Origin of the sequence: Agrobacterium tumefaciens, from assembly GCF_013318015.2 — a bacterium.
In the GTDB taxonomy this organism is placed as follows: domain Bacteria; phylum Pseudomonadota; class Alphaproteobacteria; order Rhizobiales; family Rhizobiaceae; genus Agrobacterium; species Agrobacterium tumefaciens.
Genome location: NZ_CP115841.1, coordinates 1,091,635 through 1,116,474, shown reverse-complemented (window position 1 = coordinate 1,116,474; position 24,840 = coordinate 1,091,635). Strand labels below are relative to the sequence as shown.

Sequence of the window (24,840 nt, the reverse complement as noted above, 5' to 3'; positions counted from 1 at the left end):
ATCAACCTGGTCGAGACCATGTGCGGTCGGAGTCGTCATGTCCTGTTTGATCACCATGTCGCAGAAAGAATTGCATCGCCTCGAAGTTATTCAGAAGATCCGTGATCAGCGCCTGTGCGTCGTCCAGGCCGCTGAACTGCTTGGCCTCAGCCGAAGTCAGGTGCACAGGCTGCTGCAGGCCTATGACCACTCTGGTGCGGCCGGTCTGGTTTCGAAGAAGCGAGCGCGGCCAAGCAATCGGCGCCACAGCGAGGAGTTTCGCAATGCGGCGCTGGATCTGATCCGCGAACGCTATCTGGATTTCGGCCCGACGCTGGCGCGGGAGAAGCTGATCGAGTTGCACCGGATCTCTGTCGCCAAGGAGACGCTGCGGCAAGCTCTTGCATCTTCGCTTTGCCGGATCGGAGAACACGTTCGACTATCTGCATGCGACGAAGGCTTAATGGCAAGCCGCCACGCAATCCGAAACACATGCATCGGCCTCTGGCCGACCATGAGAACCTTGACGGCGCCATGTGCCGCAAGGAAGTGCGCACGCTGTCGCAGGCACTGACGTTGCGCTACGACAAGGTGTTATTTATCCTCGATCCAACAGAACAGGCCAATGCGCTGGCGGGAAAGAAGGTCGTCGTCTGCGACTATCCGGACGGTCGCCTCGAGATCATGCACGAGAGCTTCACCCTACCCTACAGAACCTTTGATAAGTTGCGATCAGTGCACCGATCCGAAGTGGTCGAGAACAAGCGGCTGGACGACATGCTGTTGATCGTGGCCGAGATGCAGGCCGGGCGGGAACAGCAGCGCAGCAAGAGCGGCCCTCGCCGCACCGGCCAGACGGATCATATGTTCGGCATTCGCGATGGCAGCCAGAGCAACGGTTATCAGAAGCGCGGCCGCAAGCCCGGCCGGCGGACGGACTTCATGAACGACCAGGAGGTGATTGCCAAAAGGCAGAAGGCGCTGGCGCGGATGGAAGCGGCGGAATGAACTGGCGACGTTGAATGCCAGCGGTCTATTGCAGACGTCAGCGTCGCATGCGAGTTTGCGTTATGAAAGACGAACAACAAACTTCTTCCGATCATACACAAATCCACCTTGCTCCAGACGACGCTCTGGTTCTTTTTGAGCTTCTTTCTCGTTGGTGCAAAGAGAGCAGCGCTCCCACGCCAAGCGCGTCCTGTTTCGAGAGCCCTGCCGAATGCGCTGTGCTGCACGGACTGCTTGCCGGTCTCGAAAAGCAGCTGGTTGCACCCTTCAGGGCAGACTACCTTGACCTTGTAAAAGAGGCCCGTCGCCGTTTGCAGTCATCGTGGGATTATCCTGCACTTAGGGTTTGATCTCATACCCGGAATGCCTGTTGATTGCCAAGGCAGATTATGCACCCTGCTGAGGAAGCTAAAGCCGAATAGGCATTCCCTCACCCGCCCCCGCTCCTCCCTTGCAACCCGGCCCAGCCGGTCGGATCGGGGGCTGACCGTCGGTGCCTGTGTCGCGTTTCTAAACAGCTGGCGAAGTCGCGCCTCTAACCAGCTTTGACATCGTATGTAGTAAGCTGATGAAGCTTCCTATGGTCCCGAGCGCCTCACCTTCATCAGCGCCGCCTAGACATTCTGTACCTCGCTCGAGCACAATAACGAGCAAAGGATTTAGAGAAAGCACCTAGCCTTGAGTGGGCTTTGAACCCATGAAAGACATTGCTGACGAAATGCCCATGCATTGGCTGATGCGGCAAAGATTTTGATGATCTGTCGGAACTGATAGGGATTAAATAGTAGCCAGCGGTGTTCTCACGGGTACGACCACGTACTCATGAAGGAGCCTGCGCCGTGAAGCACCTCTATTCCATCACACTCGTTATTGCCACATTGGCCTGCACGGCCGTATCTGCAAGCCCGTTTTCGTCGGCCGCCGGACGTTACCGTATCGATCCCGCCTCGCACATCGGATTTTCGATTGCACAGGTTGCCGGTCCGGGCATCAACGGCACTATTCCCGATATATCCGGCCGCTTCGATATCGATCCGGACCAACCGTCCAAGTCCTATGTGGAAATCAGTTTGAACCCTTCCAGCGTGAAGACAGGCCAGGAGCGGGTGGAAAATTTCCTGCGGTCCAGCGCAGTTTTCAACATCGCCGCCTATCCGCAGATCGTGTTTCGCTCCAACCGCGTTACGCAGGACGGGCCGCGCAGCGCGGTGGTTGAAGGTGTGCTCACGGCCCGAGGCGTATCCAGAGCCGAGACGTTTCACGCAACATTCGTTGAGCAGCAAAAGGGTTCCGTCACCTTCCATGTCACCGGAAATATCCCCCGCCTGCCCTATGGCATGGGTGTTGGCGTGCCGCTCTATTCGAACACGGTTGCCTTCGACATAGATTTGAAGGGCGTCAGATAAAAACGACGGAACGTCAAAAAAATCGGCGGGACGGGATTAATTGTCGCTGGTCGGTGTTCTGTCTTGTATCGGACATGGTGCCCGCACCGTTACCTCTCAAAGGACGATCTCATGCGTGAACATCATTTCATTCTGGCAGGCGCTCTCGCGCTCGCCTCCACTGCCGCGCTTGCCGAACCATACGCCGGTGGCGCGGTGGTTGAAACGGCGACGGCAAAGGGCACGATCCTGACTGACGCCAAGGGCATGACCCTTTATACGTTCGACAATGATGGCAATGGCTCGTCAGCCTGCTATGACGACTGCGAAGAAATGGCCGCCGCTTGCGGCTGCCAAAACCGACAAGGCGGATGGCGACTACAGACCACTCGCCCGCAGGGATGGCACGATGCAGTGGTCGCATGATGGAAAGCCGCTGTATCATTGGCAGATGGACAAGAAGCCCGGCGATGTCACAGGTGATGGTGTTGGTGGCGTCTGGCACGTTGCCAAGGAATAGCACCGATGCCTGATTTTCTTGACGAGATCACAAGTTGCATACCGGCGCTTCGACGTTATGCGAATGCGCTCACGCACGACCGTGACACGGCTGACGATCTCGTTCAGGACTGTTTGGAAAGAGCCATCCGCAAAAAGGCGCTGTGGCGGCCGCAGGCGCCGTTACGTCCATGGTTGTACCGGGTGCTGGTCAACGTTTACCGCAACAATCTGCGCGGCAGAAACCGCCGGCCCTCGCAAATCCCGATTGATGATGTTGCCGAACAGATGTTTGTGCCGGCGCCGCAGACGGGCCGGATCGCGCTTGCCGAAATGGCCCGTGCCATCGAAAAACTGTCAGGCGAACACCGTGAGGCCCTCCTCCTCGTCGTCGTCGAAGGTCTGAGTTATGCGGAAGCGGCAAAGGTTCTGGAAATTCCGTTGGGCACTTTGATGTCCCGTCTGGGGCGCGCCCGAACAGCCTTGGCCCGTATGACCCAGGAAGACCAGCCAAATCTCAAGGTGATAAAATGACTGGCAACGAGCCGCAGATAACCGAAGCCGATCTGATATCCTATGTCGACGGGCAGCTCGAAGACCAGCGACGTGATGCCGTTCGCTCCCACCTCGCCTCCAATCCGGCCGATGCGCGCAAGGTCGAGATATGGCAGCGGCAGAATGCGACACTTACGGCTCTCTATCGCCCTGCTGATATCGATGTTTTACCCGAGCGCCTCGATGTTTATCGGATGGAGCGGCGCTTGCGATCGGAGCGTGCAAATTGGCGCAATCTGGCAGCGGCTTCCGTTCTCGTTCTGGCAGTTGGACTGACAGGTGGCTGGTTCGGGCGCGGACTTGTGTCGGAGGTCGAGGCACCTGCCCATTCCATTGTGGCGGATGCGACGCAGGCGCACAAGTTGTTTGCTAGCGAGGTTCTGCACCCGGTCGAAGTTCGGGCTGATGCCGAGAACGGTTCCAGTCTGCCGAAATGGCTGTCAAAACGGCTCGACCGTAAACTGAACGTGCCGGACCTCAGCCGCCATGGCTTGTCCCTTGTCGGCGGCCGGGTGCTGCCCAGTTCCGAAGGCGCCGCAGCTCAGCTGATGTACGAAGACAAAAGTGGGGAGCGTGTCACTCTTTACATCGTGGCCGCGGCTGAAACGAGCGATACCGCCATGCGGCGCTCCAATGTCGACGCGCTGGAAACAGTGTCCTGGGATGACGAAACAATCCGCTGCGCTCTGGTCGGCAGCCTGCCGTCCGACCGCATGGAGGCTATTGCCAAAGACACCTATCAACAGCTGAGTTAGCCGATGCAATATCTCAAGGGTCATTCCGATAGAGCGACGGGGGGCGTAAGGAGATGGCGAAACACGCCCGCCTCCTTTGGTTTGGTGGCGATCGTTTTCCATTGGACGATCGCGCTCCTATTCCTCGCGCAGCTTGCGCTGGGATATCTCATGAGCCGCGACATCGATCCGGTGCTTCAGTTCAATCTTTTTCAGTATCACAAGTCGATTGGGTTTCTGGTTCTGGCCCTCGCCGCCCCCCGCTTCATCTGGTCGATTTTCAGCAGGAAACCGCGGGCTCTGGATGGTGAAGGGATGGCTTCGAGGTTGGCCGCACGGTCGGCTCACGCCGCGCTGCTGTTCCTTACTCTCGCCGTTCCCCTTGCCGGTTGGGCCGTCGCGTCGACGTCTCCTCTGCAGATCCCCAGTTATGTCTTTGATCTTGTCGTCATGCCAGGACTACCCATGGCGATCTCCGACCAAGCCGAGGCCTTCTGGACTGAGGTTCACGCCACTCTGGCCTATCTTGCCGCAGTTATCGTCGTTCTTCATGTGGCAGCAGCGCTGTGGCACCATTTCGTCCGCAAAGATCCAACGCTTCGGCGCATGATCCCTTTCAGGGCTGCTGCAGATAACAGGAGCCGCACCGCCTCCCCTCGAAAATAGCTAATAAAGTGTTCTCTGGTAGTCCTTTTCCAGATCGTCATCCAATTTCCGCATCTCATCCTTGTTGCTGGGCGCCCCCGTCGTTTCGTCAAGGATGATTTTGATGAGCGACGGCATCTCGGAGCGATCCTGAAAATGATACGGGCTCCACAAATGAGACCGCCGAAACGCCTTGGCGCAATGCATGGCGGGCAGTCCTGTACAGACAGTGTAGTGGGTTCTTACCTAAGGCCCTCGCTATTCACCGACGTTCAAGCGGTCGAGGCGGCCTTGAAGACGGCAAGCTGGTCGGCAAAGGCGCGTTGATAGGCCGGACGCGCCTCACCGCGAGCCACATAGGCTGAAAGGTTTGGATATTCGTCGAGGATGCCTGAGCTTTTTATCCTTTGCAGCACCGATATCATCAACAGATCTCCAGCGCTGAACGCACCGTCGAGCCAGTCGTCGTCACCGAGGCAGCGGGAGAGTTCGCCGAGCCGCTTGCTGATATTTTTATCGATCATCGCTAAGCGCTCTTCGTACCAGCTCTTGTCGCCCTCCAGAAACCGGGCAATCGAGCGGTCAACGATTGGCGGCTCCACCGTGTTGAGCGCGGCGAACATCCAGGTTATCGCCCGTGCCCGCGCATTCACATCCCGCGGCAATAGGCCGGCATTGCGCTCCGCGATGTGGAAAATGATCGCGCCGGATTCGAACAGTACAAGGTCGCCCTCCTCATAGGTCGGGATTTGTCCGAATGGCTGAAGTGCCAGATGCGCAGGTTCCCGCATCGCCTTGAAGGAGAGAAGGCGAACATCGTAAGACAGTCCAGCTTCCTCCAGCGCCCAGCGCACGCGCATGTCGCGGGCCAGACCCTTGCCGCCATCGGGCGAGCGTTCAAAAGCGGTAATCGTGATCGTCATTGCTGTTCCCCATCGCGTCTGTTTGGAGACTATTGGCTCATTGTGGTCGAGCATCAGCTTTTTGCGCCGGCCGGAAAAGGCGGCGCGTCAGAATAGGCGTTTGCCAGAGCGAAAACAATCCTTGTACGTTTCAATGACAGGTCATTAGCGTGCCGTTGGCCGTGGAAAGGGCTGGCCATTTCACGCAAAAACTCTAAGCTCCTGCGCCGGACGCGGATTGCCAAAACCTTCAGGATTTCAATTTAAATCATTAGGGAGAAACTATCAGATGAGCCTGCGTATAAACGACATCGCACCCGATTTCACCGCCGAGACCACACACGGTCCGGTGAGCTTTCACGAATGGATCGGCGACAGCTGGGCGGTCCTGTTTTCACATCCGAAGAATTTCACGCCGGTCTGCACCACGGAACTCGGCGCGATGGGCGGCCTGCAGCCGGAATTCGAAAAGCGCGGCGTCAAGATCATTGGCATTTCGGTCGATCCGGTCGAAAGCCATGAGAAATGGAAAAACGACATCCGCACCGCGACCGGCTTTAATGTCGATTATCCGCTGATCGGCGACAAGGACCTGAAAGTCGCGAAGCTCTATGACATGCTGCCGGCAGGCGCTGGCGACAGCTCTGAAGGCCGCACGCCGGCCGACAACGCCACCGTGCGCTCCGTCTTCGTTGTCGGTCCCGACAAAAAGATCAAGCTGGTCCTCACCTACCCGATGACCACCGGGCGCAACTTCGACGAAATTCTTCGCGCGATCGATTCCATCCAGCTGACTTCTAAACATCAGGTGGCGACACCGGCAAACTGGAAACAGGGCGAAGACGTCATTATCACCGCCGCCGTCTCCAACGAAGATGCGATTGCCCGTTTCGGCTCCTATGACACTGTTCTTCCATACCTGCGCAAGACGAAGCAGCCCGGCTGATTTGAAATCGATAAAGGGGGCGATGGATCTCCATCGTCCCTGTTTGATCTTACTCGCGGCGCAGCTACGGCTTTATCACGCCGCCGTGGTAGTCGAGCCGGTACACCTCAACGCTGTCCCGATATATGCGCTCCACGCCGGTAAAAGTCCGGAATTCGCCCTCATTGGTATCGACATAGATCATGTCTTCGACCTCGTGGGTGAAGCCGCCGAGGAAGCGCCCTTCCCTGTATAGCGTGGAAAGCGATCGCTGGATCACCCCGCCCGCCACCGTGCCGTCGATTAGCTCAGGGCGGATGATGCGGCCGTAATAATTCATGGCCCAAAGTGGAATTCCCTGATGCCAGACGACCTCCTGACCGATGAAGTCGGTTCCGCCGAAATAGCTATCGATGTAGTTCCAGTCGCCACTTCGAAAGCCGAGGTCGTGTGAGCCGATGCGGGTGGGCGTCGAGGATTTGTTGCCGCCGCCCACATAAGTGGCGGACTTGGCCTGCACGATGAATTCTTCCAGCATCGGGAATACCTCACATCAGGAACATAAAGTGAACATACTGGACTTGTATGAAGGTCGCAACCGTATTCCTTACCCTGCCTGTCGCCATATTTTCACAGATGGCGGGCTTGGTAATCGCAGCGTTTGCCCTTAAAAGCGATGCATAAATGATCCTCGAAGAGTGCCCATGTCGCAGACCCCGCAAATCTATGTCGATGCCGACGCCTGCCCCGTGAAACCCGAGATTCTCAAGGTGGCGGAACGGCATGGGCTGGAGGTGACTTTCGTTGCCAATTCCGGTTTGCGCCCGTCGCGCGATCCGATGGTGAAAAACGTGATCGTATCGGCCGGTTTCGATGCGGCGGATGACTGGATTGCGGAGCGTGCGGGCGAAAACGATATCGTCATTACCGCCGATGTGCCGCTCGCCGGGCGTTGCGTTGCCAGGGGCGCGCTGGTGACGGGACCGACCGGCCGCGTTTTCGACCAAACCAACATCGGTATGGCAACTGCGATGCGCGACCTTGGCGCACACCTGCGCGAAACCGGTGAGAGCAAGGGATATAACGCGGCTTTCTCGCCGCGCGACCGGTCTGCTTTTCTGGAGACGCTTGACCGTTTCTGCCGCCGTGTCAAAAAATGACCGCGTAATCAGGAAGGCTCAGCCCATGACCCCGGCCAATCCGCAGAGCAACACCTACAGCCGCCATAAGCCTTTCTTCGTCGCTCTTTTCGTTGGCGCATTCGGCCTTGGCTTGGCGCTGGCATTCGCACGGCCGCTCGCCATCGAAATTGCAGCCATTCTGTTTTTCCTGACCTATCTCGGGCTGGTGGCCTTTCGGCTTCCGAAATTAACGGCCCAGCACCTGAAAGCGCATGCCGATAGTGATGACCTGCCGGCAATGGCCATCATCGCCATTACGCTGATCGCTGCCACCGTCGCCGTCGTTTCACTTTTCCAGGCACTCAACCATTCCGGCGAAACCGTCTGGACGCTGCTGCTCGCCTTCGGCTCCGTCATTTTCGGGTGGCTGACAATCCACACCATGACCGCCTTGCACTATGCCCATCTTTACTGGCGTCCAGAAACCGTTGATGGCAAGCGCAAGCATCGCGGCGGCATGGATTTCCCGGCAACGAAGGAACCCTGCGGTTACGACTTCCTCTATTTCGCTGTTGTCATCGGCATGACGGCGCAGACCTCGGATGTTGCTGTAACCACGACACCGATGCGCAAGGTCACCCTGTTGCACTCCATCGTCTCCTTCTTCTTCAACACGGTTCTGGTAGCAGCGGCGGTCAATGCTGCGGTCGCGCTTGCGGGCTGAACCGGAAAAAACTCTTCATAAAGGAATGGCTTCATGAATATCATCTCGCAAAATACGGCCTTTGGCGGCATGCAGGGCGTATTTTCGCACCCATCCGAAACCCTGAAATGCGAGATGACCTTTGCAGTCTATGTGCCGCCGAAGGCGATCAGCGAGCCGTGCCCGGTTCTGTGGTATCTTTCCGGCCTCACCTGCACCCACGCCAATGTCATGGAAAAAGGCGAATATCGCCGCATGGCATCCGAACTCGGGCTGATCATCGTTTGCCCGGATACCAGCCCGCGTGGCAACGATGTGCCTGATGAAGTGACCAACTGGCAAATGGGCAAGGGCGCGGGCTTTTATCTCGACGCCACGCAGGAACCTTGGTCGGAGCACTACCATATGTACAGCTACGTGACGGAAGAGCTGCCAGCCTTCATTGGCCAGCATTTCCGCGCGGATATGAGCCGTCAGGGCATTTTCGGCCATTCGATGGGCGGCCATGGCGCCATGACGATTGCGCTTAAGAACCCAGAGCGCTTCAAGAGCTGCTCCGCCTTCGCCCCAATCGTCGCCCCCTCCTCTGCCGACTGGTCCGAACCGGCGCTGGAAAAATATCTCGGAACGGATCGTGCCGCATGGCGGCAATACGACGCCTGCTCGCTGGTCGAAGACGGCGCCCGTTTTCCGGAATTCTTGATCGACCAGGGCAAGGCCGACAGTTTCCTCGATAAAGGCCTGCGTCCGTGGCTGTTCGAAGAGGCGATCAAAGGAACCGATATCGGCCTGACGCTGCGCATGCACGAGCGTTACGACCACTCCTATTATTTCATCTCCAGCTTCATGGATGACCATCTGAAATGGCATGCCGAGCGACTTGGCTAAGGCTGCGAAAGGGGAAGCTTAACCTGCGCGGTTTTGGATTCGTCCGACATCTTGAACAGCGACGTGACGGCGTGTTCAGTACGCCGTCTTCGCCATGGCTTTCGGAGATTTATGCATCCAAAGGAATGCGGGCGATGACCTTAATCTCGAAATCGAAGCCCGCGAGCCAGTTCACGCCTATTGCAGTCCAGTTCGGGTAAGGCTTCGTGCTGAAAATCTGCTGCTTGACGGCCATGATGGTTCCGAACTGTTTTTCGGGGTCCGTATGGAATGTCGTCACGTCGACAATATCATCAAATGTACAGCCCGCTGCATGCAGCGTGGCTTTGAGATTTTCGAAAGCCAATTGTACCTGACGTTCAAAATCGGGTTCTGGCGTTCCATCGGAAAGGCTGCCCACCTGCCCGGAAACGAACAGAAGGTCCCCGGATCGGATAGCCGCCGAATAGCCGTGCTCCTCGTAAAGAGCATGTCTGTTTGCGGGAAAGATTGCTTCGCGCTTCGCCATTTTTAAATCTCTCTTCTTTGTAATCAAGTGCACTCTCTGGGCGGAACGTTACGCTTCAAGAGCTTCACACAACGCCATATTTGATATACGGTGCGTATTTGAATTTGGTGACATACATGCCGTATGTCAACCCATATACGTCACGTATGTAAAATTGAGGAGAGAATGGCGAAACGACGCGCGGAAACGATGGAGGAAAATCGCGTAAAACTGATCGCGGCTGCACGAAAGATTTTCGCCGAAAAGGGATACTCTTCCGCATCAATGGACGAGTTGACCGCTGAGGTTGGTCTGACGCGTGGGGCGCTTTATCACAATTTCGGAGATAAGCGTGGGCTGCTGGCGGCGGTGGTCGATCAGATCGATTCTGAAATGGCGTCTCGTGCTCAAGAGATCGGGGCATTGGCCGAGGACGATTGGCAAGGTTTGCTCGCCGAGGGCGCCGCCTATATCGAAATGGCGCTTGATCCGGAAGTACAACGCATCGTTCTGCTCGACGGGCCTGCGGTATTGGGTGATCCGTCGCAGTGGCCTAGCCAGAGCAGTTGTCTGCACGCGACCAAGCGAACGGTTCAGAGCCTCATCGAACAAGGGGTCATCAAGTCAGTCGATGCGGAAGCTGCGGCTCGGCTTCTAAGCGGCGCTGCACTTAATGCTGCGCTATGGATCGCCGCCAGTGACGATCCCGTGAAGGTGCTGCCGAAGGCTGTCGAGGCTTTCCAGTCCATGGCCACCGGCCTTCTTGTGAAACCAGTTTAAACTCTATCTGGAAACCATACTTGTTCACGGAAACAACGCCGTCGCCAGCGTTGTCGGTCCGGGTCGGCTCAGCCGGAACTCGCGGATCACGCGCTCCGCGACGCCGTAAGCGAGATCCTGCTCGATCGACTGATTGTCGAAGCTGACGACGGTGGCTGTGAATTTGGCCTCGGCGATAACCTCGCCCGTCGCCACCGCGGCCGCACGAACGATGACACGGGCCGATGCCCGTTCTCCAAACAGGAAGGGGCCGCGGGTGACGGATGCGAGGCGAATGGTCAGCACAACGCGCGGTCTGATTTCGCCGCGTGCCGTCGTTTTGATGGCATTCTGTAGTTGCGCATGAATGGATTGCATCAATGCTGGCGCTACATCCGGCCGTGCCGCTACAAAGGCGCCGCGCACATCATAAAGCAGCCGGTCGGCATTGGTCGCCTCCGGTTCCAGCCTGAAAGACATGAGCGTGAAACACGCCAGCACAACAATGCCAAGGCGTTTCAATCGAGTGTTCATGATCTGCGGCTCCCCTAACGTGAGGTAACCGCATATTCGGTCATCAGGGTTAGAAAAGCGTTAAGGCGCGCTCTTCAACGCCTCCAGAACGTTGAGTGCTGCACGCATGTCGATGAGCCTAGTGGCGCGGCGCTCCAGCGCCTCCTCGTCCTCGCCCCAATGTTCGGCGGTCCAGTCCTCGTCAAGATGAGCCAGCGCCCAGGTTTCCTCCAGCGTCAGCTGCCCTTCCGCCAGTGCCAGCGCCAGAATGGCGGAGCCGGTCAGCGACGTCATGGTGTGCAGGGCGGCAAGCGCGATCGGCGTATCGTATTTTTTGAGCGTCACGGCAAAGGCTGCAACGGCTTCCCGAGGCTGATCGCGATGCATGACGCCTTCGACGAGAGTGAAGCGTGCGCCGAGAACATTGGCCGCCCAGTCGATCACCGGATCCCAATGGTCCGCCTGCCGCGCCACAAGCGCTTCCGGTTGACCTGCGCGGTAGCACAGGAGATCGGAAGAGGAAAAGCGCAGTATGTCCTCGAAAACCGCCTGGGTATCGCTGGCGATGCCGTCGATGGCGGTGTTCACATGCCGGGAGACCGGCATGACGACCGGGTTCACCACTTCTTTCTGCGCATCCCATTCATCGCGAAGCTGATCCGCAAGCGCCTTCGATGGCAAGACAAGCGGCTTCTTGGCGGGCGTGCGCAAAGGTTTGCCATCGAGATGGATGGTGAAGCCGCCGTCTTCCACGTCAGCAACGGTAACGTCCTTATAGAAACGTTTCGGCAGGGGCCGCTGCATCTGGATTTGGGCGCGAAGGATCGGATCGGGGTGGCTGAGGCCTTCCGAAAGGTCGTTCAGGAGATCACGCATGGCACGTCCTCATCAGTCGAATAGAAAGGATCATTCAAGAATATCGGCAGGAACATGGGCCGGAACTTCGCTTGGATGGCTGACGACGGCGTCTGCGCCCGCCTTCCAGAGATCATCGACCGAGGCGTAGCCCCAAGCAACGCCGATGGCCTTTGCGCCGGCGGCCTTTGCCATCTGCATGTCATAGATAGCATCGCCGATGACGACAGTGTCGGCCGGAACCATGCCGGTTTCATGGCAACATTCCATCACCATGGCCGGATGCGGCTTGGAAGGGCAATCATCCGCCGTGCGCGACACGATGAAATGCTCGGCAAAACCATGCGTTTCGAGAATATGGGTCAACCCGCGACGGCCCTTGCCGGTGACCGCGCCGATCAGCACCTCATCCCGCCTGGCGAGCGTGTCGATTAAGGGCGCGATACCGTCGAACAGCGGCTCGATCATGCCAGGTCGGGCGCGGATCGGGTGATAGATTTCCCGATAGCGCTCAGTCATCGCGCGCGCCTCGTCATCCACATGCGCCTTACCGAGCATGCGGGCGATGGCGATGTCGAGCGTCAGGCCGATAATTGCCTTGGTCTGCGCAATATCAGGCCGTGGCTTTCCGAAATCGGCAAAGGTATCGACCATGACGGCATGGATAAGGCCGGCGCTGTCGACCAGCGTGCCGTCACAATCGAAAAGAACGAGTTTCATCTGATATCAGCCTTCCCTGTCGCCATCGGCCACGTCGAGGCCGAGCAGGTTCCAAGTCTGTACCATATGCGGTGGCAAAGGCGCGCTGACGCGAAGCCGGCCGCCATTCGGGTGCGGAATGTCGATATGGCGTGCATGCAGGTGCAGACGCTTTTGTACACCGCCCGGAAAATCCCAGTTCGGATCATCGATGTAATATTTCGGATCGCCGATGATCGGGTGCCCCATATGCAGTGCGTGAACGCGCAGCTGGTGGGTACGGCCGGTATAGGGCTCCATTTCCAGCCAGGCGAGGTTCTGCGCAGCGGTATCGATAACACGGTAGTAGGAAATGGCGTGATCTGCCCCCTCTTCGCCGTGCTTGGCAATGCGCATGCGGTCGCCGTCGGGGGTCTGTTCCTTGACCAGCCAGGTGGAAATCTTGTCCTGATGCTTGCGTGGTACGCCGCGAACCAGCGCCCAATAGGTCTTCTTGGTATCGCGCTCGCGGAAAGCGGCCGTCAGCTTCTGTGCAGCACCTCGGGTGCGGGCCACCACCAGCACGCCCGACGTGTCACGGTCCAGACGGTGCACCAGACGCGGCTTTTCGCCCTTCGGGCTGGTCCACGCTTCCAGAAGCCCGTCGATGTGACGGTTGACACCCGATCCGCCCTGAACGGCAATGCCGGCCGGCTTGTTGAACACCAGAACCTTGTCGTCCTCATGCAGCAGCATGCGCGCCAGAAGTTCGCCGTCTGCCGAATGTTTGAGGTCCCTGGATCCGATCGGTCCGCTTTTGACCTTGAGGTCGGAATCAACAGGCGGCACACGCACCATCTGTCCCGGCTGCACCCGTGCGTCCGTCTTCACCCGGCCGCCGTCCACACGCACCTGTCCTGAGCGCAGAAGCTTTTGCAGCTGCCCGAACCCCAGACCCGGATAGTGAATCTTGAACCAGCGATCGAGGCGCATACCGGCCTCGTCGGCCTCGACCTTGATATGCTCGATACCTGCCATGAAATTTCCAGTCTCTCTGTCTTGATCGCGCGCCCTGTTATCCGGCGCACCGTTTGGAGCAAGCCTTTAGAACAAACTGCGGCCCAAGGCCAGCCCGGCGAAAACCGCCGCGATGGAAACCACCAGGCTTGCCGTGATGTAAACCGCTGAAAGGCCGAGCGCGCCGCGTTCGAAAAGCGCTACCGCATCCAGCGAGAAGGACGAAAAGGTGGTGAAGCCACCGAGAACGCCGGTGACCAGAAACAGACGCATCTCCATGGACGCGTTCAGCCGCCTTGCAACAAGCTCAACCAGGAAACCGATGAGAAAGGATCCGACCACATTCACCGCCAGCGTTCCCCAAGGGAAAGTCATACCCACAAGGCGCACACTCAACAGACCCACGAGATAGCGGAAAACCGAACCGATTGCGCCGCCTGCTGCGACAAGAGCGATATTCAGCATTTGGGGAATGTCTCCGGAGAAATACCCGACGGGTCTGTTGAAGACGTTTTCTAGAACATAGCCACGGGTGGTGAAACCCCCTCGTCCCGACCTTTTTTCGATTAAAACTCGATTAAATTGCACGTCCGCGATTTAGGCTTCCAACAAGACGCAGCTGCTAATCTGCGGTTTTACGGGTCGGCGAAGGATGGCCGGAGGTTGGATGACACAGGTTCTTTCCGTTTCTGCAAACACTGCGGCCTACGCACTGGAGGCCGTGAAGCCGTCGCAGCGTGTATCGCGCAGAAGCGAGGTTGAGGAAGCCATTCACGAATTGGCGCGCAAGGCCGAACAGGGAGACGATTTCCAGTTGAGAGCCTTGCTCACCGCCATCAAGCCGCCGGCCTTGACCCTCTATTTCCTGACAAGCGCCAGCCATCGCAACGCCCCCCAGACAACACTCGATCAGGCCGTGCAGGCCTACGAGGAAAACCAATCCAATAAAAACTTATAATACCAATTTGATATCCATACTTATTAAATCGATTTGTAAGTTTTTTGGTGCGCATTTTGCGCGTTCAGGTTGTTGTCAGATTCAAATTTTAGTCCTTCGGTACCAACTGGAGGAAGATCATGATTTCTATTGCCCGTCACGTCACAGCCACCACGATCGCGCTCCTTGTTTCGGCGCCGGCTTTCGCGGCCACGACCATCAAGGTCACCGAAGGCGGTGAAGGTGGCGGACCAATGACACTCGTTATGGACCAGACGACGGTCAAAGCCGGTGAAGCCGTGTTTCATGTGCATAACGATGCCATGAGCGAGCAGCACGAAATGGTGCTCGTCAAGCTGAAGTCTGCAGACGAAAAAATACCGCTCAATACCGCGAAACACCGTGTCGATGAAAAACAGCTTAAAAGTCTTGGCGAAGTGGCCGACCTGAAGCCCGGCGGCGATGGTCAGCTCAAGGCAAAGCTTACGCCCGGCACATATCTCCTCTTATGCAACATAAAAGGTCACTACGAAGCGGGTATGCAGGCCAAGCTGACTGTTACAAAATAATATTGGTCGAACAAGCTGAGGCTGCCGGATGAGTATTGCGTTCCGGCAGCCTCTTTTTTGCGTCAGTTGTGCTGGTGAGCGTTCTTGTCGTCACCACCCTTGGCCGAGCCTGCGGAAAGCACAATCTCGACCTTGCCAGCCTTTTCAAAGATCAGCGTCACCGGCACCTTGTCGCCTTCGGCGAACGGCTTCTTCACGTTGAAGAACATCATGTGCAGGCCGCCGGGCTTCAGCTCCACTGTCTCGCCGGCGGGAATGACGATGCCGTCATCCAGCTTGCGCATCTTCATGACGTCGTTGACCATGGCCATTTCGTGAATTTCCGCACGGCCGGCGGCGGAGGATTCGACGCCGATCAGCTTGTCGTCGCTGGAACCGGTATTCTTGATCGTCACATAACCGCCGCCCACGGGCTGACCGGGCAGCATGGCCTTTGTCGCGCCAGCCGAGAGCTCGAGACTGCCAGCCTTCACCACGTCCATATCCATATCCATGGCCATAGCGGAATGGTCATGCCCGCCGGCATGGGCTTTTGCGGTAACGCGGATGGTCGGCGCCGGGCTTTTCAACGAATGCGGATCGACGCCTGCGGCCGCCACCTCGTCCCAGGAAACCTTGCCTTTGTCGCCGCAAAGCTGCGTCACCTTGAAGGGAAGGTCCTGCCCGGCCTCTATGCCGGAGATTTTTCCCTGAACGGCAAAGGTGTCATAGAATTCATCCGGCAGATTGCCGCCCTTCCAGCGGATTTCGACCGCGCCGCTTTTGATGTCCTTTCCGTGGTTCTTGTAGGCTTTCTGATAGTCGCCCTTGATGACCTCAAGGTCCCAACCGGCCTTGGGCTGCGGCTTGGCAGTGATGAAGCCTTCCGGCAGCTTGATCTGCACTTCTGTGGTGGCAAGTCCGCCATCGCAGCCATGCGGCACCTGAAGTGCGGCAACGATGGTGCTTTCCTGTTCGGCCGAACCGTCAACGAAGGTCGTATGGGCGAAGGCCTGCGCCGTCGAGACGGAGGCGACGAACAGGGTGCAGGTGATGATCTTGGTGGTTTTCATTTGTTTGTCCTTGCGACTGCGGCGCCATTGGCCCGGGCAGCTGCTCCGTGCCGCCACCCGGCGGCGATGATCCTGTGAAACGAAGAGGTCAGGCGGACAGGGATGGCGGGCCGCGTGCGGACGGTTTGCGGATCGTCTGGACCGAGTGAAAGCCCCATTCCGCGGTCAGGCGATTGTCGAGCCAGGCGAATTCCGTCCTCAGCCAGCCGGCCGCATCGGGCACCGGCAAGAGAATGGACGAGGCCAGCAGGCAGGCCTCGCAAAACAGGATCGCATCGCTTGAATGGGCGGGGCCGTCATTGGGGTGCGAGGCATTTACCCCGCCGCTGTGGCCAAGGCAGATTTCGGCAAAGGTGCCGTCCGGCAGCCGGTAACTCTCATCCAGAAGAACGGCAGGTGCCGCGGCGAGCGCGGGCTTGTGGGCAAAACCAAGCGACAACATCAAAAGCGCGCAGAAAATGCGAAGCATTTTCTCCACCCTTGTCAGCGGTCGTTTTCGATTTGCGTCCATCTTCTGGCGATACCCCTCTTTCCTTCCGATTTCAAAGGGGAAATTTGCCGCAGGCCCAATCGCTCAAAGGAACAATCGATACAGGGCGGCATTTCCTTTCCAATACGGATCGTTTCGGAAGGAGTACCGACATGCCAGCCAAATCGAAAGCCCAGCAGAAAGCCGCAGGTGCGGCGCTGGCCGCCAAACGCGGTGAAGTCAAGAAATCCAGTTTACAAGGTGCTTCAAAAAGCATGGAGAAGTCCATGACAGAAAAGGAACTTGATGAACTGGCGTCGACAAAGCGCAAGGGTCTGCCGGAGAAAAAATCAGACTGACGGCACGCTTCGTGCATGGAACTCGCCGTGTATCTAGCCAGCGATGGCGCAGATGGAGCAAAAATCTGTTCAGATGCGTCATTTCGTCCTTGCCAATGACCGGGCTTCGAAGATAATGAGCCTCGCATCATCGTTGGGAGAAACCGCTTCATTGCGGTGCCGAAGGAGCAACCGCCCCGGAAACTCTCAGGCAAAAGGACCACCGGTGACGACGGAACTCTGGAGAGAAGCCACCTTTCATAAGGACGGCTCGCCGAAGGGATAACAATCTCAGGCGACAAGGACAGAGGGGGCTCTTGAACCCGGCGCGTTTTTCGCGTCATGACCTGAGCCCGCGCGATCTTTCGCGCAACCCTGGAGGCGTCCTTGGACGATACCGCCGAGCTTAAAATCACGCCGCTCCATTCCCTGCATGTTTCCCTTGGCGCCCGCATGGTGCCTTTCGCCGGTTACGACATGCCGGTACAATATCCGGCGGGCGTGCTGAAGGAACATCTTCAGACCCGTACCTCTGCTGGCCTCTTCGACGTGTCCCACATGGGCCAGGTTATCGTGAAGGCGAAGTCGGGCAACAATGCCGACGCTGCAATCGCGCTTGAAAAACTGGTGCCGGTTGACATTCTCGGCCTAAAGGAAGGCCGCCAGCGTTACGGTTTCTTCACCGATGAAAACGGCTGCATCCTCGATGATCTGATGATCACGAATCGTGGCGATCACCTTTTCGTCGTCGTCAACGCGGCGTGCAAGGACGCTGATGTCGCCCATATGAAGGCGCATCTTTCTGACACTTGCGACATTACCCTTCTCGATGATCGAGCGCTGATTGCGCTTCAGGGGCCACGCGCGGAAGCGGTTCTGGCCGAGCTTTGGGCCGGTGTTTCCGAAATGAAGTTCATGGACGTGCTGGAAGTTCCGCTGCACGACGTTCCCTGCATCGTTTCCCGTTCCGGTTATTCCGGCGAGGATGGTTTTGAAATCTCCGTGCCTGCCGAAAAGGCGGAAGAGATCGCCAAGGCCCTGCTTGAGCACCCTGATTGCGAGCCGATCGGGCTTGGAGCGCGCGATAGCCTGCGTCTTGAAGCTGGCCTTTGTCTCTACGGCAACGATATCGATACAACGACCTCCCCCATCGAAGCCTCGCTTGAATGGGCGATCCAGAAGGCGCGCCGCGCCGGTGGTGATCGCGAAGGCGGTTTCCCTGGGGCAGAGCGTATTCTCGGTGAACTCAAGGACGGCACATCGCGTCGTCGCGTCGGCCTGAAGCCAGAGGGCAAGGCACCGGTGCGCGGTCATTCCAAGCTTTTCGCGGATGCCGAAGGCAAGACGGAAATCGGCGAAGTGACTTCCGGCGGCTTCGGTCCGTCGGTCGAAGGTCCCGTTGCCATGGGTTACGTCCCTGCGGCCCATACTGCTCCCGGCACGGCGATCTTTGCGGAAGTGCGCGGCAAATATCTGCCCGTCACCGTCGCTGCCCTGCCCTTCATCAAGCCTACCTACAAACGATAATCTTCATCCCATCTCCGGAGAGAATACGATGCTGAAATTTACCGCAGAACACGAATGGCTGAAGTTCGAAGGCGATATCGCCACCGTTGGCATTACCAGCCACGCCGCTGAACAGCTTGGCGACCTCGTCTTCGTCGAATTGCCGGAAGTGGGCGCCACCTTCTCCAAGAATGGCGACGCGGCGACCGTTGAATCCGTCAAGGCGGCTTCCGATGTCTATTGTCCGCTGGATGGCGAAGTGGTGGAAATCAACCAGGCCATCGTCGACGATCCCTCGCTGGTCAATTCCGATCCGCAGGGTGCCGGCTGGTTCTTCAAGCTGAAGCTCTCCAACGCCGCGGATGCCGATACGCTGCTCGACGAGGCAGCCTACAAGGAGCTGATCGCGTAATGACGACGCCCACGGAATTCCATTTCACCGACTATCAGCCCTATGATTTCGCCAACCGGCGTCACATCGGGCCGTCGCCGTCGGAAATGGCGGAGATGCTGAAGGTCATCGGCTACAAGAGCCTCGATGCCCTGATCGACGCCACCGTTCCCTCCCCCATCCGCCAGAAGGTGCCGCTGACCTGGGGTGCAGCGCTGACCGAACGCGAGGCGCTCGACCGCCTGCGCGAAACGGCCAACAAGAACCAGGTGCTGACCTCGCTGATCGGCCAGGGCTATTACGGTACAATCACCCCGCCCGTGATCCAGCGCAACATTCTGGAAAACCCGGCCTGGTACACCGCCTATACGCCTTACCAGCCAGAAATCAGCCAGGGCCGTCTTGAGGCGCTGCTGAACTACCAGACCATGGTCTGCGATCTGACCGGCCTCGATGTCGCCAATGCATCGCTGCTTGATGAAGCGACCGCCGCTGCCGAAGCCATGGCGATGTGCCAGCGCGTCGCGAAGTCCAAGGCAACCGCCTTCTTCGTCGATGCCAATTGCCATCCGCAGACCATCGCGCTGATCGAGACACGTGCGGCGCCACTCGGCTGGAAGGTGATCGTTGGTAATCCCTTTACCGATCTCGATCCTGTCGACGTGTTCGGCGCGATCTTCCAGTATCCGGGCACCCACGGTCATGTCAGCGATTTCTCGGGCCTGATTTCCCGCCTGCACCAGACGGGTGCCATCGCTGCCGTTGCCGCCGATCTTCTGGCGCTGACGCTGTTGAAGTCACCCGGTGAAATGGGTGCGGATATCGCCATCGGCACCTCGCAGCGTTTCGGCGTTCCGGTCGGCTATGGTGGTCCGCATGCGGCTTACATGTCCGTCAAGGATGCACATAAGCGCTCCATGCCTGGCCGTCTGGTCGGCGTCTCAGTCGATGCGCGCGGCAATCGCGCCTATCGTCTGTCGCTGCAGACCCGCGAGCAGCATATCCGCCGCGAGAAGGCTACCTCCAACATCTGCACCGCGCAGGTGCTGCTTGCAGTCATGGCGTCGATGTATGGCGTTTTCCATGGCCCGCAGGGCATCAAGGCGATTGCCCAGCAGACCCACCAGAAAGCCGTTTTGATGGCCAAGGGCCTGGAGAAGCTTGGCTACGTCATCGAGCCGGAAACCTTCTTCGACACCATCACCGTCGAAGTCGGCCATATGCAGGGCGTCATCCTGCGCTCGGCCGTTGCGGAAGGTGTGAACCTGCGCAAGGTCGGCGCGACCAAGATCGGCATGAGCCTTGACGAGCGCACGCGTCCCGCGACGCTTGAGGCGGTCTGGCGCGCATTCGGCGGCAATTTCTCGATCTCGGATTTCGAGTTGGAATATCGCCTGCCGAAGGAACTGCTGCGCACCAGCCAGTACATGACGCATCCGATCTTCCACATGAACCGTGCCGAAAGCGAGATGACCCGTTACATCCGCCGTCTTTCGGACCGTGATCTCGCGCTCGACCGCTCGATGATCCCGCTCGGTTCCTGCACCATGAAACTGAACGCAACTGCGGAAATGCTGCCCATAACATGGCCGGAATTTTCCGACATCCATCCCTTCGTGCCGGCCAATCAGGCGCTCGGCTACAAGGAGATGATCGATGACCTCTCGGAAAAGCTGTGCTCGGTCACCGGTTACGACGCCTTCTCCATGCAGCCGAATTCCGGCGCTCAAGGGGAATATGCGGGGCTCCTGACCATCCGCAACTACCACATCGCCAATGGCGGCGCACATCGCGACGTTTGCCTCATTCCAACCTCGGCGCACGGCACCAATCCAGCCTCCGCGCAGATGGTCGGCATGAAAGTGGTGCCGGTGAAAGTGCGGGAAAATGGCGATATTGATATCGACGATTTCCGAGCAAAAGCAGAGCAGTATGCGGAAAACCTCTCGTGCTGCATGATCACCTATCCGTCCACCCATGGCGTGTTTGAGGAGACGGTTCGCGAGATTTGCGAGATCACCCATAAACACGGTGGTCAGGTCTATCTCGACGGCGCCAACATGAACGCCATGGTTGGTCTTGCCCGTCCCGGCGATATCGGTTCCGACGTCAGCCACCTCAACCTGCACAAGACCTTTTGCATCCCGCATGGCGGCGGCGGTCCGGGCATGGGGCCGATCGGCGTCAAGGCGCATCTTGCTCCCTATCTTCCCGGCCATCCGACGACGGACGGTCGTGAAGGTGCGGTTTCGGCTGCCCCCTTCGGCTCGCCGTCGATCCTGCCGATTTCCTGGAGCTACTGCCTGATGATGGGCGGCGAAGGGCTGACGCAGGCGACCAAGGTTGCGATCCTCAACGCCAACTACATCGCCGAACGGCTGAAGGGCGCTTACGACGTGCTCTACAAGTCCGAAACGGGACGAGTGGCGCATGAGTGCATCATCGACACCCGCCCGCTGGCAGACAGCTGCGGCGTGACGGTGGACGACGTTGCAAAGCGCCTCGTCGACTGCGGTTTCCATGCGCCGACCATGAGCTGGCCGGTTGCCGGCACGCTGATGATCGAGCCAACGGAATCCGAGACCAAGGCGGAAATCGACCGTTTCTGCGATGCCATGCTGGCGATCCGCGAGGAAGCCCGCGACATCGAGGAAGGCCGTGCGGACAAGACCAACAATCCGCTGAAGAACGCGCCGCACACGGTGGAAGATCTCGTCGGCGAGTGGGATCGTCCTTACAGCCGCGAACAGGGTTGCTTCCCGCCCGGCGCCTTCCGCATCGACAAATACTGGTCGCCGGTAAACCGCATTGACAATGTCTATGGCGACCGCAACCTCATCTGCACCTGCCCGCCGATGGAGGCTTATGCCGAGGCCGCCGAATAAAGGCATCGGTACGAACGAACTTATGAAGGCCCGGAGCGATCCGGGCCTTTTTCGTTCCGGACACAAGCCCCAAGACCGGGCGACCACGTCACATGCGATTGATCGTAACCCGTTCCATGCTAAACCGGATGCTGCAATTTAAGCGGTGATGGAGTTTGAATGCGTTTGATTTGCCTGAATGGTTGGGGCGGAAAGCTCCATGACGAGCTTGTTCCCTATATCTCCGCGTCCGATCCCGACATTCTATGTTTGCAGGAAGTGGTGCATACACCGGCAGCCGAAGAGGACTGGCTGAGCTATCGCGATGACGGTAGGGATCTGCCGCAAAGGGCGAACTTTCTTCGCGATGTCGAAGAAGCCCTACCCGATCATCTGGCAATCTTTTGCCCGGCGTCACAGGGTGACCTCTGGCACGGGGAGACACGATATCCCTCTCAATGGGGGCTGGCGACTTTCGTGCGTAAATCCATCGCGATTGTTGCGCAGGCTCAAGGTTTTGTGCACGGCTGCTTTTCTGCGAATGGATACGGAGATCACCCGCGTTCGCGCACGGGCCATGCTGTCAGGGTTTTCGACTTCACGACCGGCCAGCCAGCCGTCATCGCCCATATGCATGGGCTGCGTGACCCCAACGGTAAACACGATATTCCCGCCCGTCTGATGCAGGCAAAACGCCTCGTGAAACTCGTCAAAGACATCGCGGAGGATGGTGACCGGATCATCGTGTGCGGCGATTTTAATGTTCTGCCTGAGAGCGACACCTTCACGGTATTGAAGGAACTGGATCTCATCGAACTCGTCACGACACGTGGTTTCACAGACACGTGCACCTCGCATTATGCCAAACAAAACCGTTTTGCAGATTACATGCTGGTCAACCCAGTTGTGCAGGTCGATCATTTCGATGTGGTGAGACAGCCAGAAGTCTCGGATCATTGCCCCTTGCTGCTCGAATTCAGCTAGAGGCTTAAGCCGCCTTATCGGTCGTTGTCTTCATCTCACGGTTTGGTCAGCGCACGAGCCGGATATCGCTCGTCACCACCGTCTTGCCGGTCCTGCCGTCCTTGTCGGTGGTGCGAAGCCGCAGGCCGTTTTGCCCGACTTTTTCGATTGTCATGGCTGCGACGCGGTCGCCGTTGATGTCGCGGTTCCAGCGAACCGTCAGATTGATTGCATTTCCCTGCCGCGTACCGGAAAGGGCAGACGGTCGGCCGGAGGGTCCGGTGTAAGCGCCGCTGTAACGTCCACCTTTCTCCGACAGGTCGGCTGCAATTGCGCGCCTGACCACTAGAAGGCCACGGCATGTGCCGGACATATTGAGCGACGAGGTCCCCGCTTTGGAATTCAGCGTACAATTGACGTTGATTGGCGGCGTGCCAATGCGGGTGATCACGGTTCCCTTACCCGCCCATGTGCCTTTCAGCGACGAGAGGAATTCGCGTTCGTCCGCTAATGCCGGCTGCACACCGAGCAGCCCTGCAAAAAATAAACTCGTGATAGCCGTCGTTTTCATGGCGCGTATCCAATTTTTCACGAAGACTAACTCGCTTGCACCGTCAAACGTTCCTCCGGTTTATTTAGCAACTGTCAAAAAATTCGAGAGGCTCATGTTTCTATCGTGCCGATGCAACCAAATGCAGGCATAGATGTTTCTCGCCAGCGTCGATCAATTTCTGATCACCTACCGCATATTTTTCGGAGCATATTTCATGACGACGATCGGCGTTTTGGCACCGCGCGGCAGCCTCCCCTCCGGCGGTCTGCCTCGCAGCGGTGGTATGTCAGACCGCACGCTTTTTGCCCTTGCGGCGCTTAATTTCTTTCTGGCCGATGCCCGCGACGGGCTAGGGCCGTTCCTGGACGCATTTTTGGCGACACAGGGCTGGTCATCGCTTTCGCTGGGGATGATTGCCACGGTCGGTGGCCTTGTCGGTCTGCTTGCCACACCGCTCTGCGGCGCGTTGGTGGACGGCACGACGTGGAAAAGAACGTTGATTGCCATCCCCGTCGTTCTCGTCACCGTCGGCGCGCTGATTACGCTGATCTTTCCCGATGCGTGGATCGTCTGGACCGGCCAGATCATGACTGCGGTTGTCGGCGCGGTCGTTGGACCGGCTCTGGCCGGACTGACGCTTGGTCTGGTCGGTGAACGCCTGTTCTCCCGTCAGATATCGCGAAACGAATTCTGGAACCATGGCGGCAATTTCGCATCGCTCTTCGCCACTTACGTTGCCGTTTCCTTCTTCGGCCTGCATGGCGTCATCGGACTGATGCTTCTGACGGCTGCCGGCGCACTTGTTGCCGCCGCCGCCATCGACCCCGACAGGATCGACCACAAGGTGGCGCGAGGCCTTGGCGAAGACAAGGGCGAACCGGGACCTTCAGGCATCAATGTGCTGCTTCACGAACGCGGTCTGATATTCCTCGCGATCATTCTTCTTATCTTCCACTTCGGCAACGCGCCGATGGGGCGGCTTATCGCGCAGAATTTCGCCATCGAACTGCAGACACCATTCCGCACGACAGCGATCATTACTGGCGTCGCGCAATTCGCCATGATCTTCGTTGCGGCCCTGGCGCCGTGGCTGATCCGTCGCTTCGGTCTTGCGACGGTGTTCCTGATCGCGCTTGCCGCCCTGCCTATCCGCGGTCTGCTGGCATCCGCCTTCACGGATTTCTGGGTAATCTTTCCGGTACAGCTGCTTGACGGTATCGGTGCAGGCCTTCTGGGCATCGTGACGCCTGTGGCCGCCGAACGCATTCTCAAGGGAACCGGCCGGTTCAATGTCGGCCTTGCAAGCGTCATGATGGTGCAAGGCATTGTTGCGTCCCTCAGCAACGTTGTTGCCGGCTGGCTGGTAACCAAAGGCGGTTACGCCCTTTCGCACTTGGTCGGCGGCGGCATATCGGCCATCGCCATCGCTCTCTTCTTCATCTACCGAAACGAGATCGCCCCGAAGCAGGCCGACGAAGTACTGCCTCAGTAAACCGTACAAATAAAAAAGGAGGCCTCACGGCCTCCTTCATCCAACTTGCGCAAA

General features: G+C 58.1%; 29 protein-coding genes, 3 pseudogenes and 1 riboswitch. Of the genes and pseudogenes, 20 read left to right on the top strand and 12 right to left on the bottom strand.

What is annotated here, in order from left to right; all coding sequences use genetic code 11:
- Positions 1–37 precede the first annotated feature (37 nt).
- From G6L97_RS05615 to G6L97_RS05585, 7 genes and pseudogenes are all read left to right on the top strand, one after another.
- Positions 38–987 (top strand): annotated as a pseudogene (locus G6L97_RS05615) (helix-turn-helix domain-containing protein).
- 62 nt (positions 988–1,049) lie between these two features.
- A complete protein-coding gene (locus G6L97_RS05610) occupies positions 1,050–1,337 on the top strand; it encodes a hypothetical protein (RefSeq protein ID WP_111783075.1) in 288 nt (95 codons plus the stop codon).
- A gap of 489 nt (positions 1,338–1,826) precedes the next feature.
- Positions 1,827–2,393, top strand: a complete 567-nt coding sequence (locus G6L97_RS05605) for a YceI family protein (RefSeq protein WP_013636071.1) — start codon at positions 1,827–1,829, stop codon at positions 2,391–2,393.
- Positions 2,394–2,504: 111 nt separating this feature from the next.
- A pseudogene (locus tag G6L97_RS05600) lies at positions 2,505–2,892 on the top strand (COG4315 family predicted lipoprotein).
- A 5-nt stretch (positions 2,893–2,897) separates the two neighbouring features.
- Positions 2,898–3,404 (top strand): sigma-70 family RNA polymerase sigma factor, encoded by a 507-nt coding sequence (locus G6L97_RS05595; protein ID WP_111783076.1) that lies wholly within the window; start codon positions 2,898–2,900, stop codon positions 3,402–3,404.
- On the top strand, positions 3,401–4,180 hold the full coding sequence (locus G6L97_RS05590; protein ID WP_111783077.1) for an anti-sigma factor family protein: 780 nt from the start codon (positions 3,401–3,403) through the stop codon (positions 4,178–4,180). Before G6L97_RS05595 ends, G6L97_RS05590 begins: the two co-directional genes overlap by 4 nt.
- A gap of 3 nt (positions 4,181–4,183) precedes the next feature.
- Positions 4,184–4,825 carry a cytochrome b gene (locus G6L97_RS05585; protein ID WP_111783078.1) on the top strand — a complete coding sequence of 214 codons (642 nt, stop codon included), beginning with the start codon at positions 4,184–4,186 and terminating at the stop codon, positions 4,823–4,825.
- Here the strand turns inward: G6L97_RS05585 and G6L97_RS05580 are convergent.
- Positions 4,826–5,011 (bottom strand): annotated as a pseudogene (locus G6L97_RS05580) (pyridoxamine 5'-phosphate oxidase family protein); the annotation flags it as partial.
- Positions 5,012–5,076: 65 nt separating this feature from the next.
- Entirely contained in the window at positions 5,077–5,727 is a 651-nt protein-coding gene (locus G6L97_RS05575) for a glutathione S-transferase family protein (RefSeq protein WP_065704583.1), read from the bottom strand.
- A gap of 268 nt (positions 5,728–5,995) precedes the next feature.
- On the opposite strand from G6L97_RS05575, the gene G6L97_RS05570 reads away from it, so the two are divergent.
- Complete coding sequence (locus G6L97_RS05570; RefSeq protein WP_111783079.1) at positions 5,996–6,652, top strand: peroxiredoxin; 657 nt, start codon at positions 5,996–5,998, stop codon at positions 6,650–6,652.
- A gap of 64 nt (positions 6,653–6,716) precedes the next feature.
- On the opposite strand, the gene G6L97_RS05565 is transcribed toward G6L97_RS05570, so the two are convergent.
- Entirely contained in the window at positions 6,717–7,169 is a 453-nt protein-coding gene (locus tag G6L97_RS05565; RefSeq protein WP_111783080.1) for a DUF5680 domain-containing protein, read from the bottom strand.
- A 166-nt stretch (positions 7,170–7,335) separates the two neighbouring features.
- On the opposite strand from G6L97_RS05565, the gene G6L97_RS05560 reads away from it, so the two are divergent.
- The 3 genes from G6L97_RS05560 to fghA are packed head-to-tail and all read left to right on the top strand — an operon-like array spanning position 7,336 to position 9,343.
- Complete coding sequence (locus G6L97_RS05560) at positions 7,336–7,791, top strand: YaiI/YqxD family protein (protein WP_003512976.1); 456 nt, start codon at positions 7,336–7,338, stop codon at positions 7,789–7,791.
- A 25-nt stretch (positions 7,792–7,816) separates the two neighbouring features.
- Entirely contained in the window at positions 7,817–8,476 is a 660-nt protein-coding gene (locus tag G6L97_RS05555; protein ID WP_013636061.1) for a DUF1345 domain-containing protein, read from the top strand.
- 33 nt (positions 8,477–8,509) lie between these two features.
- A complete protein-coding gene (fghA, locus tag G6L97_RS05550; protein WP_111783081.1) occupies positions 8,510–9,343 on the top strand; it encodes an S-formylglutathione hydrolase in 834 nt (277 codons plus the stop codon).
- 109 nt (positions 9,344–9,452) lie between these two features.
- On the opposite strand, the gene G6L97_RS05545 is transcribed toward fghA, so the two are convergent.
- Complete coding sequence (locus G6L97_RS05545) at positions 9,453–9,851, bottom strand: RidA family protein (protein ID WP_013636059.1); 399 nt, start codon at positions 9,849–9,851, stop codon at positions 9,453–9,455.
- A gap of 165 nt (positions 9,852–10,016) precedes the next feature.
- On the opposite strand from G6L97_RS05545, the gene G6L97_RS05540 reads away from it, so the two are divergent.
- Entirely contained in the window at positions 10,017–10,610 is a 594-nt protein-coding gene (locus tag G6L97_RS05540; RefSeq protein ID WP_111783082.1) for a TetR/AcrR family transcriptional regulator, read from the top strand.
- Positions 10,611–10,634: 24 nt separating this feature from the next.
- On the opposite strand, the gene G6L97_RS05535 is transcribed toward G6L97_RS05540, so the two are convergent.
- The 5 genes from G6L97_RS05535 to crcB form a co-directional block, all read right to left on the bottom strand.
- Entirely contained in the window at positions 10,635–11,123 is a 489-nt protein-coding gene (locus G6L97_RS05535) for a hypothetical protein (protein WP_013636057.1), read from the bottom strand.
- Positions 11,124–11,183: 60 nt separating this feature from the next.
- Entirely contained in the window at positions 11,184–11,978 is a 795-nt protein-coding gene (locus tag G6L97_RS05530) for an ATP12 family chaperone protein (RefSeq protein ID WP_111783083.1), read from the bottom strand.
- A 30-nt stretch (positions 11,979–12,008) separates the two neighbouring features.
- Entirely contained in the window at positions 12,009–12,677 is a 669-nt protein-coding gene (locus G6L97_RS05525; protein WP_065704597.1) for an HAD family hydrolase, read from the bottom strand.
- Between the two features lie 6 nt (positions 12,678–12,683).
- Positions 12,684–13,673, bottom strand: a complete 990-nt coding sequence (locus tag G6L97_RS05520; protein ID WP_003512960.1) for an RluA family pseudouridine synthase — start codon at positions 13,671–13,673, stop codon at positions 12,684–12,686.
- Between the two features lie 66 nt (positions 13,674–13,739).
- Positions 13,740–14,117 carry a fluoride efflux transporter CrcB gene (crcB, locus tag G6L97_RS05515; protein ID WP_013636055.1) on the bottom strand — a complete coding sequence of 126 codons (378 nt, stop codon included), beginning with the start codon at positions 14,115–14,117 and terminating at the stop codon, positions 13,740–13,742.
- A 202-nt stretch (positions 14,118–14,319) separates the two neighbouring features.
- On the opposite strand from crcB, the gene G6L97_RS05510 reads away from it, so the two are divergent.
- Together G6L97_RS05510 and G6L97_RS05505 are read left to right on the top strand one after the other, a co-directional pair.
- Positions 14,320–14,610 carry a hypothetical protein gene (locus G6L97_RS05510; RefSeq protein ID WP_065658277.1) on the top strand — a complete coding sequence of 97 codons (291 nt, stop codon included), beginning with the start codon at positions 14,320–14,322 and terminating at the stop codon, positions 14,608–14,610.
- A gap of 119 nt (positions 14,611–14,729) precedes the next feature.
- A complete protein-coding gene (locus G6L97_RS05505) occupies positions 14,730–15,158 on the top strand; it encodes a plastocyanin/azurin family copper-binding protein (protein ID WP_003512955.1) in 429 nt (142 codons plus the stop codon).
- A gap of 62 nt (positions 15,159–15,220) precedes the next feature.
- Here G6L97_RS05505 and G6L97_RS05500 read toward each other — a convergent pair whose 3' ends face one another.
- On the bottom strand, positions 15,221–16,210 hold the full coding sequence (locus G6L97_RS05500; RefSeq protein WP_019565561.1) for a copper chaperone PCu(A)C: 990 nt from the start codon (positions 16,208–16,210) through the stop codon (positions 15,221–15,223).
- Positions 16,211–16,298: 88 nt separating this feature from the next.
- On the bottom strand, positions 16,299–16,679 hold the full coding sequence (locus G6L97_RS05495) for a hypothetical protein (protein ID WP_111783085.1): 381 nt from the start codon (positions 16,677–16,679) through the stop codon (positions 16,299–16,301).
- Between the two features lie 173 nt (positions 16,680–16,852).
- On the opposite strand from G6L97_RS05495, the gene G6L97_RS05490 reads away from it, so the two are divergent.
- The 5 genes from G6L97_RS05490 (at position 16,853) to G6L97_RS05470 (ending at position 22,762) form a co-directional block, all read left to right on the top strand.
- Positions 16,853–17,038, top strand: a complete 186-nt coding sequence (locus tag G6L97_RS05490) for a DUF3008 family protein (RefSeq protein WP_003496099.1) — start codon at positions 16,853–16,855, stop codon at positions 17,036–17,038.
- 124 nt (positions 17,039–17,162) lie between these two features.
- A riboswitch (glycine riboswitch) is annotated at positions 17,163–17,250 on the top strand.
- A gap of 154 nt (positions 17,251–17,404) precedes the next feature.
- Complete coding sequence (gene gcvT, locus G6L97_RS05485; RefSeq protein ID WP_111783086.1) at positions 17,405–18,544, top strand: glycine cleavage system aminomethyltransferase GcvT; 1,140 nt, start codon at positions 17,405–17,407, stop codon at positions 18,542–18,544.
- Positions 18,545–18,572: 28 nt separating this feature from the next.
- The gene (gcvH, locus tag G6L97_RS05480; RefSeq protein WP_003512948.1) at positions 18,573–18,935 is read left to right on the top strand and encodes a glycine cleavage system protein GcvH; all 363 of its coding nucleotides are present in this window, start codon (positions 18,573–18,575) and stop codon (positions 18,933–18,935) included.
- Positions 18,935–21,799 carry an aminomethyl-transferring glycine dehydrogenase gene (gene gcvP / locus G6L97_RS05475; protein WP_174002793.1) on the top strand — a complete coding sequence of 955 codons (2,865 nt, stop codon included), beginning with the start codon at positions 18,935–18,937 and terminating at the stop codon, positions 21,797–21,799. Before gcvH ends, gcvP begins: the two co-directional genes overlap by 1 nt.
- Positions 21,800–21,958: 159 nt before the next feature.
- The gene (locus G6L97_RS05470; RefSeq protein WP_174002791.1) at positions 21,959–22,762 is read left to right on the top strand and encodes an endonuclease/exonuclease/phosphatase family protein; all 804 of its coding nucleotides are present in this window, start codon (positions 21,959–21,961) and stop codon (positions 22,760–22,762) included.
- Between the two features lie 46 nt (positions 22,763–22,808).
- On the opposite strand, the gene G6L97_RS05465 is transcribed toward G6L97_RS05470, so the two are convergent.
- Positions 22,809–23,312 carry a hypothetical protein gene (locus G6L97_RS05465; RefSeq protein WP_013636046.1) on the bottom strand — a complete coding sequence of 168 codons (504 nt, stop codon included), beginning with the start codon at positions 23,310–23,312 and terminating at the stop codon, positions 22,809–22,811.
- A 133-nt stretch (positions 23,313–23,445) separates the two neighbouring features.
- Between G6L97_RS05465 and G6L97_RS05460 the strand changes: the two genes are divergently transcribed.
- Positions 23,446–24,786, top strand: a complete 1,341-nt coding sequence (locus G6L97_RS05460) for an MFS transporter (protein WP_174002789.1) — start codon at positions 23,446–23,448, stop codon at positions 24,784–24,786.
- Positions 24,787–24,840 lie beyond the last annotated feature (54 nt).

Excerpts from the sequence above, each read along its gene's own strand:
- G6L97_RS05565 (WP_111783080.1), bottom strand. The coding sequence starts at position 7,169 with ATGCTGGAAGAATTCATCGTGCAGGCCAAGTCCGCCACTTATGTGGGC.
- G6L97_RS05560 (WP_003512976.1), top strand. The coding sequence starts at position 7,336 with ATGTCGCAGACCCCGCAAATCTATGTCGATGCCGACGCCTGCCCCGTG.
- gcvP (WP_174002793.1), top strand. The coding sequence starts at position 18,935 with ATGACGACGCCCACGGAATTCCATTTCACCGACTATCAGCCCTATGAT.
- G6L97_RS05510 (WP_065658277.1), top strand. The coding sequence starts at position 14,320 with ATGACACAGGTTCTTTCCGTTTCTGCAAACACTGCGGCCTACGCACTG.
- G6L97_RS05595 (WP_111783076.1), top strand. The coding sequence starts at position 2,898 with ATGCCTGATTTTCTTGACGAGATCACAAGTTGCATACCGGCGCTTCGA.
- G6L97_RS05570 (WP_111783079.1), top strand. The coding sequence starts at position 5,996 with ATGAGCCTGCGTATAAACGACATCGCACCCGATTTCACCGCCGAGACC.
- G6L97_RS05495 (WP_111783085.1), bottom strand. The coding sequence starts at position 16,679 with ATGCTTCGCATTTTCTGCGCGCTTTTGATGTTGTCGCTTGGTTTTGCC.
- G6L97_RS05590 (WP_111783077.1), top strand. The coding sequence starts at position 3,401 with ATGACTGGCAACGAGCCGCAGATAACCGAAGCCGATCTGATATCCTAT.
- G6L97_RS05610 (WP_111783075.1), top strand. The coding sequence starts at position 1,050 with ATGAAAGACGAACAACAAACTTCTTCCGATCATACACAAATCCACCTT.
- G6L97_RS05555 (WP_013636061.1), top strand. The coding sequence starts at position 7,817 with ATGACCCCGGCCAATCCGCAGAGCAACACCTACAGCCGCCATAAGCCT.
- G6L97_RS05585 (WP_111783078.1), top strand. The coding sequence starts at position 4,184 with ATGCAATATCTCAAGGGTCATTCCGATAGAGCGACGGGGGGCGTAAGG.
- G6L97_RS05505 (WP_003512955.1), top strand. The coding sequence starts at position 14,730 with ATGATTTCTATTGCCCGTCACGTCACAGCCACCACGATCGCGCTCCTT.
- gcvH (WP_003512948.1), top strand. The coding sequence starts at position 18,573 with ATGCTGAAATTTACCGCAGAACACGAATGGCTGAAGTTCGAAGGCGAT.
- G6L97_RS05535 (WP_013636057.1), bottom strand. The coding sequence starts at position 11,123 with ATGAACACTCGATTGAAACGCCTTGGCATTGTTGTGCTGGCGTGTTTC.
- G6L97_RS05470 (WP_174002791.1), top strand. The coding sequence starts at position 21,959 with ATGCGTTTGATTTGCCTGAATGGTTGGGGCGGAAAGCTCCATGACGAG.
- G6L97_RS05525 (WP_065704597.1), bottom strand. The coding sequence starts at position 12,677 with ATGAAACTCGTTCTTTTCGATTGTGACGGCACGCTGGTCGACAGCGCC.
- G6L97_RS05530 (WP_111783083.1), bottom strand. The coding sequence starts at position 11,978 with ATGCGTGATCTCCTGAACGACCTTTCGGAAGGCCTCAGCCACCCCGAT.
- G6L97_RS05500 (WP_019565561.1), bottom strand. The coding sequence starts at position 16,210 with ATGAAAACCACCAAGATCATCACCTGCACCCTGTTCGTCGCCTCCGTC.
- G6L97_RS05545 (WP_013636059.1), bottom strand. The coding sequence starts at position 9,851 with ATGGCGAAGCGCGAAGCAATCTTTCCCGCAAACAGACATGCTCTTTAC.
- G6L97_RS05540 (WP_111783082.1), top strand. The coding sequence starts at position 10,017 with ATGGCGAAACGACGCGCGGAAACGATGGAGGAAAATCGCGTAAAACTG.
- G6L97_RS05460 (WP_174002789.1), top strand. The coding sequence starts at position 23,446 with ATGTTTCTCGCCAGCGTCGATCAATTTCTGATCACCTACCGCATATTT.
- G6L97_RS05465 (WP_013636046.1), bottom strand. The coding sequence starts at position 23,312 with ATGAAAACGACGGCTATCACGAGTTTATTTTTTGCAGGGCTGCTCGGT.
- G6L97_RS05520 (WP_003512960.1), bottom strand. The coding sequence starts at position 13,673 with ATGGCAGGTATCGAGCATATCAAGGTCGAGGCCGACGAGGCCGGTATG.
- crcB (WP_013636055.1), bottom strand. The coding sequence starts at position 14,117 with ATGCTGAATATCGCTCTTGTCGCAGCAGGCGGCGCAATCGGTTCGGTT.
- G6L97_RS05575 (WP_065704583.1), bottom strand. The coding sequence starts at position 5,727 with ATGACGATCACGATTACCGCTTTTGAACGCTCGCCCGATGGCGGCAAG.
- fghA (WP_111783081.1), top strand. The coding sequence starts at position 8,510 with ATGAATATCATCTCGCAAAATACGGCCTTTGGCGGCATGCAGGGCGTA.
- G6L97_RS05490 (WP_003496099.1), top strand. The coding sequence starts at position 16,853 with ATGCCAGCCAAATCGAAAGCCCAGCAGAAAGCCGCAGGTGCGGCGCTG.